The organism is Paenibacillus chartarius (genome assembly GCF_042432825.1).
GTDB lineage: Bacteria > Bacillota > Bacilli > Paenibacillales > NBRC-103111 > Gordoniibacillus > Gordoniibacillus chartarius.
In genome coordinates this window covers 60,051-76,949 of sequence record NZ_JBHLWN010000082.1, presented here as the reverse complement: position 1 = coordinate 76,949, position 16,899 = coordinate 60,051, and the positions used below count along the sequence as shown (strand labels likewise).

The window sequence follows — 16,899 nt, the reverse complement described above, 5'->3', positions numbered from 1 at the left end:
TAAAATTTTTCAATAATTAAGGTTTCGTCTGTTCTGTGAGGTTTCTTGCAACGCTAGTGATTTTGAAGGCGTTATTGGGAGCGGAAAATAGGAAAATGCCCACTTTTATGTTGCGGAGCTTCAAAATAGATCCCTCATAATCCGTTATATTTTAGAAATATAGAAATTCGACCATAATAACGCCTCCAAAGTCGCTTAAGGTGAACGAAGGGAGATAGCAACCGCAACGCAGACAGCAACCGACTCGCACCCGCACCCGCAACAGCACCCGCACCCGCAACGGCAACGACAACGGCGACCGCACCCGCAACAGCAACCGCAACGGCACCCGCACCTGCACCCGCAACAGCAACCGCAACAGTAATCGCAACAGCAACGGCAACCTCAACAGCAAACAGCAACCGACTCGCAAACGCACTCGCAACCGAGCTAAGTGAACGGCGAGGACACGGCCGGAACATTACCAGCCAGCCTCTTTCAACACGTACAGCGCCAGCTTAACCCAAGAAGCGTCGGCCTGGGTGGCAGGGCACACTTTCCTTTGCCTAGTGGCTATACACAGGGCTACAATGAGAGGATACCGGCTTGGATCAACAAGGAGGCTAGAGCATACTTCATGGGTATATGGTTAAGCGAGCGGATCGCCAAATTCCGCTTTCAACGGCTTCGCACCCGGATTGTGGCGGCGATGATCGTCATTTCCCTGCCTTCGCTGTTCGTTCTCGGCTATATTTCCTTTAACATCGCGAAGGAAACGCTGCTGGAGACGAACTCTCAGACTTATGAACAGCATTTGGAAACGTCCAGCGAGATCGCGGATTTGCTGCTGCAGCATATGATCGATCTGAACCGCTCCCTGGTCATCAACAATGATATTCGTGAGCAGCTGCTTAGCAGCAATACAAATCAAGGGCTGGTATCGGGCGCTGAAGAGGGATGGGCCCCGAATAAGCTGCAGCGGGCAATCAGCCAGAGCGTCACCGATACGCGCCACATACGTTCCGTCTGCGTCATGAATTTGGACTTCCAGAGCTTCTGCTCGGGGAGGTCGGACGATGCGGGCATCTACGATAAGCCCGGCAAGGCGGAGCTGATCCGGCAGACGGACTGGTACCGGAAGGCGGTGGAAGCGCAGGGGCGGGTTGTGTTTCTGGGCTATGATGTGCTTGGCGATGCGAAGAATACATTTTCCACGGTGAAGCTGTTCCGGGATGCCGAAAGTCCGGAAGGGAAGCCGATGGGCATTCTGATCGTCAACGTGTCCCACTCCATCTTCGATAAAATCTTCAGCGACAGCAGCGACTACAGCGGCTTCATGGCGCTCGAGCACGCAAACGGCCAATCCCGCGTCGTATACGATACAGGCGGAGCGGCAACATCGTTCCCGCCGGGGCAGCAGCTGAACGATGCAGTCGGCCAGCTTCGGGATAAAGGCTATTTGATCAATGAGTACACCAATCAGACGACGCAGTGGACGTTCGTCCATTACGTCAAGCTCGAGGAGCTGTTCAAGCAGTCCAACCGGATCGGCACGGCGACGACGATCATCGCTTCCTCGATGGCGCTGCTGGCTATCATCATCTCATACATCCTCTCGGGGGGCATAACGCGTCCGCTGCTGCAAATCAAGAAAATGATGGTGGAATGGACGAAAGGGACGAGAGTATTCACGGAGACGTTCGCTAATGACGAGGTCGGCGCGATCGGCGAAACGTTCAAGCGGATGGCCTCCGAGAACAAGGAGCTCAGCGAGCGGCTCATTCACTCCGAGCTCAAGGAGCGGGAAGCGGAGCTGCGGGCGCTGCAGGCGCAGATTAAGCCGCATTTTCTATACAACACGCTCGATTCGATTTATTGGATGGCCGTTCTGCAGAAAAACAAGGACATCGCCCAAATGGCCGTATCGTTATCGGAGAGCTTCAAGCTGAGCCTGAACAAAGGCAAGGAAACGATAACCGTTTACAAGGAGCTGCAGCATATCCGGCACTACATGACGATTCAGAACATCCGGTATAAGGACAGGTTTCAGTATGTGGAAGAAGTGGAGGAGTCGATTCTGGGCCACGAGATGATGAAGCTGCTCCTGCAGCCGCTCGTCGAGAATGCGATTTACCACGGATTGGAGCCCAAGGTCGGGGAAGGTACGATCCGGCTCACGGGAAGAAAGGACGGAGCGTATCTGGTGTTTACCGTTGAAGACAACGGGGTCGGGATCGAGGATATCGCGAAGACCGAGGAGGGATACGGGCTGTCCAATGTCCGGGAGCGTATGATGCTGTCTTACGGTCCGACGAGCTCGCTGCGTATCGAGAGTGAGCCCGGCGCTGGAACGAAGATCGAGATCAGGTTTAATCCGAAGCAGGGGAGGAGAGATGCTGATGCTGACGGCAGCCGTGTTTGATGATGAATATATCGTGCTTCAAGGCGTACAGGCGATGATCGAATGGGAGGAGTTCGGCATCGAGCTGGTCGGTACGGCGAGCGACGGGCTTTCCGCGCTGGAGCTGTTCCGCAGCAAGCGGCCTGACATGATTTTCACGGATATCCGGATGCCGGGCATGGACGGGCTGCAGCTGATCGAGGAGGTCATGCGGGAGGCGCCGGAGACGCTGTGCATCGTCTTCAGCGGCTTTAACGAGTTCGATTACGTCAAGCGGGCTCTCCAGCTGGGGGTAACGGATTATTTGGAGAAGCCGATTACGATTCAAAGCATAGAGAAGGCGATCGGCAAGGTCGTCGAACGAATCGGCAAAATGCAGTCGGTGCAGCACATGCAGCATCAGCTGGAGGTGAGCCGCCGCGAGCTGCTCGAGAAGGCGACGCTGGACCTGCTGCTGATCGGTACCGAAGCGGAGGCGAAATGGCGGGAATGCTTCGGGCCGGAGCGGGCGGAGCAGGTGTGCGGCATTACCGTGCTGGCTGCGGAATCGGGAGCGTTCTCGCCCGCCGGGCACGCCGACTACGAAGCCGTCGCCGTCCGGCATGGGCAGGATCGATTGCTGGCCTACGTCCACTTCGCGCTGCCGACGCCGGAATTTTGGGAGCTGCAGCTGACGGAAGCCGAGCGGGCGGAGACAGCGGCCGGCAGCGGCCGAACCTACGAGCGGCTGAGCGATGCGCCGCACTCGTACCGGGAGGCGCTGCGCGCCTTGCGCTCGGCCCGCTTCCTGAACGAGCGGGGCATCGTCCGCTTCGACGACTTGGGCGAGCGGATGACTTCGCCGGAGGGTCTCACGGAGCGGGAGGAAGCGATCATTCTGAGCTTGCGGTCCGGCAACCAGCAAGGACTGCTGGAGCAGACGGACCGCTTCCTGGAATGGCTGCAGAACGAGAAGCTGGATGCGGAGGTCGCGGAGCACGAGCTGCTCAAGCTGATTTACCTCGCGCTGGAGGAAGCGAGGCGGTTGTCGGGGGACAAGACGGGGCGTCTGCCGGAAGGCTATATGCCGCATGTGGAGCTTCGCGAGCAAGCCGGTCACGGGGCGACGCCGGACTGGTTCCGGGCGCAGATGGAGCGGATCGCGGAGTGGAGCATGGCCGCCCGCGAGCACACGAAGCACGCCTCCGTCGAGCGCGCCCGCACGTACATGGAACAGCATTGCGGCCGGGATATTACGCTGCAGGAGGTTGCCGGGCATGTCGGGATGAACCCGACGTATTTCAGCGTCTTATTCAAAGAGGAAATCGGAGAGTCGTATATCAAATATCTGACCCGTTACCGGATCGAGCTGGCAAAGACACTGCTGGCGAAGGGGCTGAAGGTGAACGAGGTCAGCGAGAAGGTCGGCTATCATACGTATCGGCACTTTTCCGAGGTGTTCAAGAAAATGACGGGCCTCACACCCGGCCAATACCGGGACGGGACCGCGCCGCCGGACGCGGACTTATAGGGACGGAGGGCTATATGCCCATCCGTCCGTATTTCTGTCAGGCATCCGAAAAAATCGGACGTGAAACCAAAATATGAAGCACTGCCAAGTCGGGCGAAACTGCCTTACTATTGAAGTACAGAGAGCAACGGTGTCTCTGAACACCTGATAACAGCATGAACCTTACATCATACTTTATAGGGGGCTTTGCATATGAAAGCAAGACATACAAAAATCGCGGTTACGCTGTCCACGGCTGTGCTGATGGCCGGCGCCCTGGCGGCATGCGGCGGCGGCACGTCCGGCAGCTCTGCGGGCGGCGAAGCTTCGGGAGCGGGCGGCAAGGAAGTGACCATCACGCTGCTGACGGACAACACGCAGGATACCGTGAATATGGCTAAAGGCGTAATCGAAGCTTTCGAGAAGAAATACCCGAATATTCACGTTGAACATGAAACGCGTCCGGGCGGCGGCGAAGGGGATAATCTCGTCAAAACTCGCCTCGCAACGGGAGATATGACGGATGTTTTCTGGTACAATGCCGGCTCGCTGATGCAATCGCTGAGCCCGGAGCAGAACATGGTCGATCTGACCAACGAGCCGTTCCAGCAGAACGTCGTCGATACGTTCAAGCCGACGGTGACCTACAACGGCAAAGTGTACGCCGGTCCAATCGGATATACGATGGGCGGCGGCTGGTTCTATAACAAGAAGGTGTATGCGAACCTGGGCTTGTCCGTACCGAAGACTTGGGACGAGCTCATGGCCAATAACGAGAAGATCAAGGCGGCCAACATCACGCCGGTGATCGGCTCCTACAAGGATGACTGGACCTCGCAGCTGATCGTTGTGGCCGATTACTACAACGTGCAGGCGCAAAAGCCGAGCTTTGCCGACGATTACACGGCGAACAAAGCCAAATATGCGACGGAACCTGCCGCTCTCCGCAGCTTCGAGAAGCTGGAGGAAATTGCGAAGAAGGGCTATATGAACAAGGATTTCCTGGCAACCACCTATGACGCCGGCTTGAAGATGCTGGCCGAAGGCAAGGGCGCGCACTATCCGATGCTCACGTTCGCGGTGCCTGTGCTGGAGCAGAACTTCCCGGACAAGTTGAATGATATCGGCTTCTTCGCACAGCCGGGTGACAGCGCCGACAAGAACGGGCTGACCGTATGGGTATCGACCGGAGCTTACGTGTACAAGAAGAGCGAGCACGTTGAAGAAGCGAAGAAGTTCGTCGAATTTACCTCTTCTACGGAAGGCGTCGAGGCTATGATGAAGGCTTCCAATCCGTCCGGTCCGCTGCTTGTGAAGGGCGCGAAGCTGCCGGACAACGTTACGAACGTCGTGAAAGAGATGCTTCCTTATTTCGAAGCCAATAAGACGGCGCCGGCACTGGAGTTCCTGTCGCCGATCAAAGGACCGACGCTGCCGCAAATTACGGTTGAGGTCGGCGCCGGCTTTAAATCCGCGAAGGACGGAGCCGCTCTGTATGACAAGGATGTAGAGAAGCAAGCGAAGCAGCTCGGATTGCAGGGCTGGTAACCAAAAGCGGGAACATCGGCTCTGCCATCGTGCAGAGCCGATGCACTTCCTGCAGAGAGGAGAGCTATATGACGAAACTGCAAAGAAAAACGTATTCTTATATGTTTCTGCTTCCCGCAGCGCTGATCTATTTTGTCATCTTTGTACTGCCTACGATCATGTCGTTCTTCTTCAGCATGACCCGCTGGTCGCTAACGGAATACGAATTTATCGGATTTGACAATTTCATCGCCTTTTTCCAAGAGCCTTCTCTAGTCATCGGATTTCAAAATACGTTCGTTTACGCGCTTGTCACATGCGTACTTAAAGTTGTGCTTGGACTTTTGCTCGGCGTTCTCTTGACTTCAAAAATTCGAACCAAAGGATATCTGCGGTCTGTTATATTTTTTCCAACCTTAGTGAGTACGATTGCGGTCGGTCTTGCCTTCAGCATGATGATGCATCCGACGCAAGGACTTATCAACACGACGCTCCAGATGCTAGGCATCGCAGGCCCGGACTGGCTCGGCGACAAGAGCATCGCGCTGCTGTCCGTCGCGCTGGTCGATGTGTGGAAGGGCGTCGGCTTCGCCACCGTCATCTATATCGCGGGCATTCTGTCGATCCCGGAGGAGTATTATGAAGCGCTGCAGATGGACGGCGGCAATGCGCTGCACAAGTTCTGGAACATCATCGTGCCGCTGAGCCGTCCGGCGACCAACTCGGTTATTATTTTGGCGTTCATCGGCGGACTTCGCTCCTTCGATCTTATCTGGGCGATGACGAAAGGCGGTCCGGGCTTCTCGACCGACCTGATTGCATCGATCATTTACAAGCAGTATCAGGGCGGCTTCTACGGGCTCGCTACGGCAGGCAACGTCATCCTGTTCATCTTCGTTACGCTGCTGGCGTTCCCTCTGCAAATGTACTTGAACCGCAAGGAGGTCGACCTATGAGCAAGGAGCTTCGCAAAATTACGATCGATGTCGTTGCTGTCCTGCTTAGCGTCGTCATCTTCTGGATCCCGTTTTACTTCGTTATCGTCAATGCGCTGAAGGATAAGAAAGAATCGTCGCTGCTTAGCCTCGCGTGGCCGGAAAATTTCCAGCTGTGGAACAATATTAAGGAGGTTGTCACCGCCCGCGACTACATGCTCCTGCGCGCGTTCTACAACAGCACGCTGCTGACGGTATTGTCGATCGTGTTTCTGGTCGTGCTCTGCGCGATGGCCGGCTTCATCCTGCAGCGCCGGAATGACCGGGCAACGCCGTGGATCAATTTCCTGGTGCTGTCGGGACTGATCATCCCTCCGGCAATCGTGCCGACGATTTGGGTGCTCGACGGACTCGGCCTGTTTAAGACGATGACGGGTCTCGTTATGGTGGAGGTGGCGCTCGGTCTGCCGTTCTGCATCTTGCTGTACCGGGGCTTCATGGCATCGATTCCGAAGGAAGTCGATGAAGCGGCGATTGTCGACGGGGCCGGCGGACTGACGCTGTTCTTCCGGATCATTCTGCCGCTGCTTCAGCCGGTTACGGCTACGGTCATCGTCACTTCGTCGGTGTCGATCTTCAACGACTTCACGAATCCGCTCTACTTCTTCCCGGGGGCGAAGAATGCAACGGTGCAGCTGACGCTGTATAACTTCTCCAGCCAATATGTAACGCAGTACAATTTGCTGTTCACGGATATTTTGCTGATTACGCTGCCGCCGCTGCTGCTGTTCATTTTCTTCAACAAGAAGATTGTCGCGGGGATGACGGCCGGATCGGTCAAAGGATAAGCAGGCAAGGAATAAGAGCCGATGGAGCGTGATGCCGTTGTGGAAAATGTTACTGTAAACCGGCTGCGGTGCGAGTATCGGGTAAACCCGCTAGGCCTTGACGTAAGGAAGCCGAGATTCAGCTGGCAGCTGAACTCGGCTCGCCGCGGCACGCTGCAGCATGCGTATCGGATCGTTGTGGCCGGGCGTGAAGACGGCTTCGACGCGCCGCTGTGGGATTCGGATGTGCAGGTGTCGGAGCAGTCGATTCAAGTGGAATATGACGGACCGGAGCTTTCGGCGCGCACAAGGTACTACTACCGGGTCAAGGCGTGGACGCAGGACGGCGCGGAATCGGAGTGGAGCGATACGGCCTGGTGGGAAACGGGGCTGTTGTACGGTGCGGACGCCTGGCAGGCGAAGTGGGTCACGCCGCATAGCGGCGATATCGATCCTGACAGCGAGCCTTCCTTCCTGCTTCGCAAAGGCTTCGAGCTCGCGAAGGAAGTGGCGTCGGCCCGGGTGTACGCTTCGGCGGCCGGCGTGTATGAGCTGTATGTCAACGGACGGCTCGCTTCCGAGGATGTGCTGGCTCCGGGCTGGACCAGCTATCCGGTGCGCATCCAGTATCAGACCTACGATGTAACGGAGCTGCTCCGTCAGGGCGGCAACGGCATCGGCATCATGCTGGGCGACGGCTGGTACAAGAGCGGTATGGGCTTTGAGGGCAAAAACTTCAAATATGGCGAGCGGCGAGCCGCGGTGCTCCAGCTGCATGTCCGGTACGCCGACGGCACGGAGGATGTGATCGTAACCGACGAGTCGTGGCAGGCGGGGTTGGGACCGGTTCGGTATGCTACGATCTATCATGGCGAGGTGTACGATGCACGGTTGGAGCTGCCGGATTGGAGCGGGCCGGTTGCCGCCGGTTCGTGGAAGCGGGTTCAGGCGTGCGAGCTGCCGCTGGATGTGCTGACGGCGCAGGAGAACGATCCGACGCGGGTCACCGGGACGCTGAAGCCGGTCGCTTACTTCGTGACGCCTGCAGGCGACCATGTGCTGGATATGGGGCAAAATATGGTCGGCCGCGTACGCTTCACGGTAGAGGCGCCGGAGGGGACGCGCATCGTGCTGCGGCATGCCGAGGTGCTGGATAAGGACGGCAATATTTACTTCGGCAATCTGCGTCCTGCGCGGCAGACGGTGGAATATGTGGCGAAGGGCGGCGGCGGGGAGAGCTATGCTCCGCATTTTACGTTCATGGGCTTCCGCTATGTGAAGGTTGAGGGCTACCCGGGGCTTGAGGATGGCGGGACAGGACTGCCGCTGGACGCTTTCGCCGGCGAGGTGCTGCATACCGATATGGCGTCTACGGGCGAATTCGAGTGCTCCGACCCGCGGATCAATCAGCTGCAGAGCAACATCCGGTGGGGGCAGCGGGGCAACTTCCTCGACGTGCCGACGGATTGCCCGCAGCGCGACGAGCGGCTCGGCTGGACGGGCGACGCGCAGGTGTTTATCTCTACGGCGCTCTACAACTTCCAGGGCGCTCCGTTCTTTACCAAGTGGCTCCGGGATTTGAAGGCGGAGCAGCTGCCGGACGGCGGCGTGCCGTTCGTCATTCCGGACGTTGTGGGCGGAGCGAGCTCGTCGGCGTGGGGCGATGCGGCGGTCATCTGTCCGTGGACGGTTTATCAATATTACGGAGATACGCGGCTGCTTGCCGAGCAGTATGAGAGCATGAAGCGCTGGGTCGAGTATATTCGCGCTCAGGGCGACAATGAGTTCATGTGGAACACGGGCTTCCATTTCGGCGATTGGCTTGCGCTGGATGCGAAAGAAAACAGCTATAAGGGCGCAACGCCGGACAGCCTTGTCGCTACAGCGTATTACGCCTATTCGACGCGGATTGTTCGCGACGCGGCCGAGGCGCTCGGCCTGGCGGACGATGCGGCGAAGTACGGCGAGCTGTATCGGGGAATCGTGCAGGCGTTCCGCGACGAATTCGTAACCGCGAAGGGCCGGATCGCCTACCCGTCGCAGACGGCGCATGTGCTTGCCCTGGTGTTCGACTTGGTTGACGATAGCGTTCGCGGCCGAGTGGCCAAAGACTTGAACGATCTGATCGTCGACAACGATTACCACTTGTCCACCGGCTTCGTGGGGACGCCGTATTTGTGCTTCGCGTTGTCGAATAACGGGTATCACGAGACCGCCGTCAAGCTGCTGGCGCAGGAGAGCTACCCGGGCTGGCTGTACTCGGTGTCCAAGGGAGCTACGACGATCTGGGAGCATTGGGACAGCATCAAGCCGGACGGCTCGTTCTGGAGCGACGATATGAACTCGTTCAACCACTACGCTTACGGGGCGATCGGCGACTGGATGTACCGCAAGGTCGCGGGGCTTGATACGGACCGGACGGTTCCGGCCTTCAAGCGTCTGCATATCGAGCCGTTGTTCGGGCTGGACCGTCTGACCTTCGCGCGTACCGCGCACGAGTCGATGTACGGCCGTGTCGAGTCCGGCTGGCGGGTGCAGAACGGCCGCGTCGAAGTGTCGGTCACGGTGCCGGCCAATGCGACGGCGGAGGTTGTGCTGAAGGGAGCGCGTCTGAGCGGTCTGCGGGAGAGCGGCCGGGAGCTGGTGAGCGCTGCGGCCGTGGCTGCTGCGGAGTCGGCGAGTGCGTCGGCGGGGGCTAATCGCACTGATGCGTCCGGTACAGCTTCGGCAGTGGCTGCATCCGGCACAACGTCTGCTGTGGCAGCCGCTTTTGCGGCATCCGGTATAGCGTCTTCGGCGGAAGGCGTGCACGCTGTGGCGGAAACGTCCAATGGCGTAACGCTGTCGATCGGCTCCGGTACGTATGTGTTTACCTACGACAATGCGGACTTGTTCAAAGTGAAATTTTCCGGACATACCCGCGTGAGCGAGGTGCTCGGGAACGCTGCTGGCGCGGAGCTGCTGAAGCGTCACCTGCCGCATCTGGTGAACAGCCCGATGATCAATTTTGTGCAGAAGAGCAGCTTGTACGGGCTCGCGGAAAATACGATGACGGGCATTTCCAGGGAGCAGATCGAGGCATTGCTTGCGGATTTGAAGGAAATCTAACACTGAAGGAGGCGGCGATTGGGTGAGTTGTTCCCGGATCGCCTCTTTTTTGTTGCCGTACGTACATCCACTAACTTGGCGGGTAAATCGCATGAAGCGGGTTGCTGATGAAGAAGTATCGTTTTCAGGCCTTCGAAGGGGCGGGGCAGAACTGAAGCGTGCGCGTTGCGGTGCCATGGCTGAGCTTGATGGGGGACGGTTATAACTAACTGGAAAACCTCCCTCTATTTCAGACTGTAACCCAAAAATGAGCTATCTAACGGGAAAACCTCCATATAAATTCGCCCTAATCCTTGATTTTCGTTATTTGAAGCAAAATTAGGCCGAGGTTTTCCCGCTAAAATTGGGAAACCTGCAGTTCCAATGAAATTAGGTGGAGAAATTCCGCTTCGTATTAACGGGAATATCCCATCATGGCGGGTCCACCATATTTTTCCAAACAGGCAGGAGTTTTCTTGCCCACTTTACACTAGGGAGGAGCATAAGACATGAGTATGAACAGCGGCGGAGCCGGGATAAGAGAGACGAATGAGGAGTTTGTTAGGGAAGCGCAGCGGCTTGTGCCTCATCTGTATGAGGCGAAGGTTTATCCGCAGCAAGTGGTCGAGGCTGTTCGGGACGAGCAGGCGTTTCAAGGCTGGAGGACGCAGCATGCGGAAGACATCGACAGCTGGAAAGAACGGTCTTATGGCAAGGATGACAGCTTTATTCTCGATTTTGGCGATCACCATGTAGGTTACTTGACCCTTGGGCTCAAATCCGTCGGCAGTCCGCAGGATGCGCCCTTGCGGTTAAAGCTGATTTTCGGGGAGATGCCTTGCGAGGTCGCGGAGTCCTTCGATACATACGACGGGTGGCTTAGCCGCGCGTGGCTGCAGGAGGAAATCGTGAATGTCGATGTGCTGCCGGCCGTGCTGAAGCTGCCGCGGCGGTACTGCTTCCGTTATTTGAAGATCGTCGTTGTCGATACGTCGCGCAAATATACCGTAGCCTTCACCGACATTCATTGTACGACCGTGACCTCCGGCGATGTGACGCGCATCCCGCCGCTCCCGGAAGGAACGGCGGAAGCGTGGACGACGATGGACCGGATCGGCATCAAGACGCTGCAGGACTGCATGCAGACGGTGTTCGAAGACGGACCCAAGCGGGACCGGCGGCTCTGGATCGGAGACCTGCGGCTGCAGGCGCTGGCGAACTATGTGACGTTCGGGAACAACGATCTCGTGAAGCGGTGCCTCTATATGTTCGGGGGCATGACGCTGAACGGCGGCAAGGTCGGGGCCTGCGTATTCGAGACGCCGCAGCCGCTCGTTGACGATACGCTGCTGTACGACTACTCGCTGTTTTTCGTCGCGACGCTCTACGACTATTACAATGCGACGAAGGACAGGCGGGCGCTTGAAGAGCTGTGGCCGGTCGCTTGGCGGCAGATCGAGACGGCGCTGGAGCGGCTGGATGAGAGGAGCGTCGTGCGGGACGACCCGTCGTGGTGGTGTTTTGTCGACTGGCATCCGGACCTCAACAAGCAAGCGCCGGCACAAGCTGTGCTGATCTACGCGATCAGAAGAGGGCTAGCCCTGGCGCGCGAGCTGGGGCTCGCCGAGCAGGCTGCCGTTCTGGAGCGCAAGCTGGAGGAAGTGACGACTGCGGCCAAAACGTTGCTGTGGGATGAGGAGAAAGGCTTCTTCGTCAGCGGAGCTGACCGTCAAGTGTCGTGGGCATCGCAGATTTGGATGGTGCTGGCGGACGTGCTGACCGCCGAAGAGAACGCCGCGCTGCTGGACCGGCTGTTCGCCGAGTCGCCGGACATTCGCATTCGTACGCCGTACATGTACCATCATTTGGTCGAAGCGCTGTTCCTCTGCGGCAAGAAGGAGCAGGCGATCGAGCAGCTGCGGCTGTACTGGGGCGGTATGGTGAAGGCTGGGGCGGACACCTTCTTCGAGGTGTATCAGCCGGAGGACGAGCTGCTGTCGCCGTACGGCAGCCATTTGATCAACAGCTATTGCCACGCGTGGAGCTGCACGCCGACGTATTTTATCCGCACCTATATCGCGCAAGGATAAGGGGAGTCTTTGGATATGGTGGACTTGAAGGGGAAGCCGTTTTATTTGAACGAGGAAGCAGCCGGATGGGTGGAGCGTACGCTGCAGAGCTTGACGCTGGAGCAGAAGGTCGGGCAGCTGTTCATGGTGGTGGAGCCGCCTTTCGCTCCTCCGACGGAACAGGACTTGCTTGCCATACAGCCTGGCGGCGTGCATATTTTCGGCTTCTCGCCAGAGGCAACGGCGGTGAATCAGGCGAAGCTGATCGCCGGGCTGCAGGCGCGCAGTCCGCTGCCGCTGCTCGTCTCCGGCGACTTGGAGAACGGCGGTCAGGGCGGAGCGCGGGACGGCACGAATTTGGCTTCGAATATGCAGGTCGCCGCTGCCGCCGACCGGTCCTTGGCAGAGGCGTTCGGCCGCGCGATCGAGGCGGAAGGCCGGGCGATGGGCTTTAACTGGGTGTACGGCCCTGTCGTCGATATTAACTACAATTTCCAAAATCCTATCGTCAACATCCGCGCCTTCGGAGATACGCCGGAGGTCGTGGCCGGCACGGCCGTGCCGGTGATGCAGGCGGTCCAGCGCGGCGGCCGGATGGCAGCCTGCGCCAAGCATTGGCCGGGCGACGGAATGGACGATCGGGATCAGCACAAAGTGTTGACCGTCAATACGATGAGCATGGAGCGGTGGCGGAGCACGTACGGCAGCGTCTTCAAGGCAATGATCGAAGAAGGCGTGAAAACGGTCATGAGCGCTCATATTGCGCTGCCCGCTTATTACGAGGAGCTTGGCGTCACCGACGTGCGAACGAAGCATACTCCGGGCTCGTTGTCTTATGAGCTCAATACGGGACTGCTGCGGGGCGAGCTTGGCTTCAACGGCTTGATCGTATCGGACGCGACGAGCATGGTGGGGATGACCAGCTTCGGGCCGCGCAAGGACATCGTTCCGCAGTGCATCGCTTCCGGTGTCGATATGTTCCTGTTTACGCAAGACATGCGGTACGATTTCGAAGCGATGATGGACGGTGCTCGAAGCGGCGTCATTACGGAGGAGCGCCTGAATGAAGCGGTCGCCCGGATTTTGGCGTTGAAGGCTTCGCTTGGCTTGCATCATGGCGCCGGCGGAGCGGGGAGCAGTTCGGCAAGCGGCGACTTTGGAGTCGGCGGCATTGCGAGCGATCCGGGAATTAGCGGCGGTGCGGCAGGCAACGGCCTGGGAGTCGGCGGCGTTGCGGCTGGCATCGACCTGGGAGTTGAAGGTGGTACGGCGGACAACGGATTGGCGAACGGCAGTGTGGAGGGAAGCGGAAAGGCGGGCAGCAGTGCGCCGGATAGCGGAATGGTGGCCAGCAGTGCAGCGGATAACGGGTTGGCGGGCAGCAGTGCGGTGGGTAGCGGAACGGCTGTCAGCGGTTTGCGTGGCAGCGGTTTAGAGATTGTCGGCTGCGAGGCGCACCGGGAGCTGGCAGAGAGGCTTGCACGCCGGTCGGTGACGCTGGTGAAGGACGTGCAGGAGCTGCTGCCGCTCTCGCCGGAGAAGCACCGCACCGTGCTCCTGCTCGCTGCCTCCGATGAAGCGTCTTTCTTCGGAGATAAGGCCGCATCGGGTCTCGAATTCGAGCAGATGCTGACGGAGGAAGGCTTCCGCGTTGTCCGGGAGGCTGACATACGCGACGATCGCAGCGATGTCGACCTGGTCCTGTATTTGGTCCAGAAGTCGCCGGGCTTCTTGCAAAATTCGATGCGGCTCTCACCGAAGGAAGCGGGAGGCCTGTTCACTTGGTACCCGACCAAGGTGCCGACCTTGTTCGTTTCGCTGGGCAACCCGTACACGCTCTACGAAATGCCGTCTATGCCGGCGATGATCAACGCCTATAACGCCACGCTGGCGGTTCAGAAGGAAGTCGTCCGCTGTCTGGTCGGCAAGCAGCCGTTTGCTGGCAAGTCCCCGGTCGATGCATTTTGCGGTTTGGAATGGGCACGGCTGTAACGATTCGGTGAGCTGTACCTTAAGTGCTATTGATTAAGACGGAGATTCGTTATAAGTATACAAGGACCTCGTTTCCCACAAGTTCAAGGTGGGAGATGAGGTCCTTTTTATATGCCAGGAGGTGTGAAAATTGGGGTGGACGTTCCTTTCCTATCATCGTTTTGATATTTGACGGAGCTGAATGGGGCTTCTGATCAAACGATGAATGTGAAAGTGCGGCCATTTTAATCATAACCAGCTATCAGAGAGAAATACCTATAAAAGTAGAGGCATCTTTGCCGCGAAGGGGCGGTTATGGACTTACTAATTTCAGATGCCTGCATATTCGCGCTAATCGGGCTTAGACATTTGGCTGTTCGTGATTTTCCTTTATAGACGCAGGCTTTTCCGGTGGAGAATGATTGCTCCATTATTCACAATAGCCTATTGCAAAATATGCACATGATCCGCTAAACCGGAAGGACCGTGGGAGCTGCCTCCGGTTTCTATGCCGTGTTGTGAGCTATACAAAGCGGAACGGTCCCCTTACCGGGTGACTGTGCCAAACACCATACGGGGAGAAGATCTGTGCATGGCCGGGTGCCCCGTCTTTGCTTATTCAAACGGCAGGCAGTTACAATGGAAGCAGAGCAATGACGATGGACGGAGTAAGGGGGGCGCGATGCGGATCTATTTTTACACGGGTTATTTATCAAGAGGCGGACTGGAAACAGTCTTGGCGATTACCGCGAACGAGCTCGCAAAGAGAGGGCATGACGTACGCGTCCTGTGTGCGGGAGTGCTGCCGGGCAGTCCGGAAGCGTATTTCCGCTCATTGCCTTGTTTTGTCGATTGTTCTTTAGAAGTCGGGGATGCATACCCGGAGCGTCAAGCCGGTCCGTCAGGTACACCCGGTACAGCCGTGTTCTCTGCCGCTTCCCCCGGCTCGGAAATACTTCCCGTTCTCCAGCTGCAGAGCATACTTCAAAAGCTGCCGGAGCCGGATGTCATCGTGGCCGTTCATATGCCGTTGACGAACGCGATCGCGAGAAGCGCCGCGAAACGGTTAGCCCGCCGGACGCCGATCGTTTCCTGGATTCACAATCCGCTGAATCGTCTCGCATCTCCGGGAGCGATCCGATATGCTGACGCTCACTTAGCCATTTCCTCGGGAATCGGAAGGCAGCTTGAGCAGCTCATGCCGGACAAGCCGGTGACAATTGTCCACAACCCGATTCCGGATGGCGGCGGTACGAAGATACAGCGTGCCGGGAGGCCGACATTCCTGTATATGGGCCGGCTGGACAACGAGCAGAAGCGCCTCGACGTCATGCTGCAGGCGTTCGGACAGCTGCGCGGACTCGACTGGCGGCTGGACGTGTACGGAAGCTCCTTGGGAGATAACGGCCGAGAGGAGGAGGCGCTCACACATATGGCCGCGGGCCTCGGCATTGCCGGGAATATACGCTGGCACGGTTGGGTAAGCAGCCCTTGGAATGCTGTGCAAGAGGCCACCGCGCTGCTGCTGACGTCAGACTACGAAGGCTTCCCGATGGTGCTGGGGGAGGCCCTTGCGCGCGGGCTGCCCGTTATCGCGAGCCGCTGTGACACCGGCCCCGAAGACCTCGTACTGCCGGGGGTAAACGGCTACTTATTTCAACCCGGCCAGCCGCACGATCTTGCCGAGCTGTTAAGGGCTGTAATCTACGGCGAGCTGTCGCTGCCGTCGGCGGAGGTGTGCGCAGCGTCCGTCTCTCAATTTGCCGTTAGTCAGGTTATCGATAAGTTCGAGCAAGCGCTGAGGTTGGCCGCGAATCCGTAAGATCGGTCAGGCGGCAGTCTGGCTTGACTCTGTACCTAGGTACAGGGTTTATGATCATGGCAAGGAGGGTTGGAATGAAGGCGCTGACGATCGGTCAATTGGCGAGCGCTGCATCGGTCCATACCGAGACGGTTCGTTACTATGAGAAGCGCGGACTGCTAGCCGAGCCGGCGCGCAGCGAATCCGGCTACCGCTTATATTCACAGGACGCCGTCGGGGACATTCAATTTATTAAGAGCGCTCAAGAAGTCGGGTTTACGCTTGCCGAAATTCAGTATTTGCTGCTGTTGCGAAAGAAGGACAGCATGCCGCCCGTAGCGGAGATGCGCCGGTATGCCGCTTCGAAAGTCAAAGAAATCGAGGAACGCATCGGGCAGCTGGAAGCTTTGAAGGCTTTACTTCAGAAGGTGACGGATATCCCTCTCGATGAGACGCCTTATGCGAGCGGTGCCTGTCCGGTCATACGGCAAATTGCGGGGAGGAAGACGAACGATGGGGACAACGATTGAAGTATTCGTAGACGGAGGTCCGACCTCCGGGCATATCATTGAGCGTGTAAGAGAGACGGCTTGTCCTAGATGCCATATTGTCGTTTACGATACGAGCAAGGACGAGAACAGAGAGCTGGCAGGCAGCAAAGTGCAGGACTACGGGATCCGGACGTTTCCGGCTGTTGCGGTCGGCGGGGAAGTCGTCGATGTGGAGCTGCTCCTGCAAGAGAAAAGCCCGAGTGCAGTGCGACAAATACACCAGTGGGCAGCCGGGCTTGTGCGCAAGAAGGCGAAATAGCGG

The 16,899-nt window shown here is 57.9% G+C and carries 11 protein-coding genes; all 11 read left to right on the top strand.

What is annotated here, in order from left to right; genetic code table 11:
• Positions 1-616: 616 nt before the first annotated feature.
• The 11 genes from ACFFK0_RS22490 to ACFFK0_RS22440 all read left to right on the top strand — a co-directional run bounded on the left by ACFFK0_RS22490 (position 617) and on the right by ACFFK0_RS22440 (position 16,896).
• A complete protein-coding gene (locus tag ACFFK0_RS22490) occupies positions 617-2,401 on the top strand; it encodes a cache domain-containing sensor histidine kinase (protein ID WP_377472611.1) in 1,785 nt (594 codons plus the stop codon).
• Positions 2,373-3,890, top strand: coding sequence for a response regulator (locus ACFFK0_RS22485; protein ID WP_377472610.1), 1,518 nt, complete (start codon positions 2,373-2,375; stop codon positions 3,888-3,890). Before ACFFK0_RS22490 ends, ACFFK0_RS22485 begins: the two co-directional genes overlap by 29 nt.
• 192 nt (positions 3,891-4,082) lie before the next feature.
• Positions 4,083-5,417: an ABC transporter substrate-binding protein gene (locus ACFFK0_RS22480; RefSeq protein WP_377472609.1), complete on the top strand. Its 1,335-nt coding sequence runs from the start codon at positions 4,083-4,085 to the stop codon at positions 5,415-5,417.
• A 68-nt stretch (positions 5,418-5,485) separates the two neighbouring features.
• Positions 5,486-6,352, top strand: a complete 867-nt coding sequence (locus ACFFK0_RS22475; protein WP_377472608.1) for a carbohydrate ABC transporter permease — start codon at positions 5,486-5,488, stop codon at positions 6,350-6,352.
• Entirely contained in the window at positions 6,349-7,179 is an 831-nt protein-coding gene (locus ACFFK0_RS22470; protein WP_377472607.1) for a carbohydrate ABC transporter permease, read from the top strand. Before ACFFK0_RS22475 ends, ACFFK0_RS22470 begins: the two co-directional genes overlap by 4 nt.
• Before the next feature lie 21 nt (positions 7,180-7,200).
• On the top strand, positions 7,201-10,266 hold the full coding sequence (locus ACFFK0_RS22465) for a family 78 glycoside hydrolase catalytic domain (protein WP_377472606.1): 3,066 nt from the start codon (positions 7,201-7,203) through the stop codon (positions 10,264-10,266).
• Positions 10,267-10,754: 488 nt separating this feature from the next.
• Positions 10,755-12,335: an alpha-L-rhamnosidase-related protein gene (locus ACFFK0_RS22460; RefSeq protein ID WP_377472605.1), complete on the top strand. Its 1,581-nt coding sequence runs from the start codon at positions 10,755-10,757 to the stop codon at positions 12,333-12,335.
• A gap of 15 nt (positions 12,336-12,350) precedes the next feature.
• Positions 12,351-14,306, top strand: coding sequence for a glycoside hydrolase family 3 protein (locus ACFFK0_RS22455; protein WP_377472604.1), 1,956 nt, complete (start codon positions 12,351-12,353; stop codon positions 14,304-14,306).
• A 661-nt stretch (positions 14,307-14,967) separates the two neighbouring features.
• A complete protein-coding gene (locus ACFFK0_RS22450) occupies positions 14,968-16,107 on the top strand; it encodes a glycosyltransferase (protein ID WP_377472603.1) in 1,140 nt (379 codons plus the stop codon).
• A 74-nt stretch (positions 16,108-16,181) separates the two neighbouring features.
• Complete coding sequence (locus tag ACFFK0_RS22445) at positions 16,182-16,616, top strand: heavy metal-responsive transcriptional regulator (protein WP_377472602.1); 435 nt, start codon at positions 16,182-16,184, stop codon at positions 16,614-16,616.
• Positions 16,600-16,896, top strand: coding sequence for a hypothetical protein (locus tag ACFFK0_RS22440; RefSeq protein WP_377472601.1), 297 nt, complete (start codon positions 16,600-16,602; stop codon positions 16,894-16,896). Before ACFFK0_RS22445 ends, ACFFK0_RS22440 begins: the two co-directional genes overlap by 17 nt.
• The last annotated feature ends 3 nt before the right edge of the window (positions 16,897-16,899 follow it).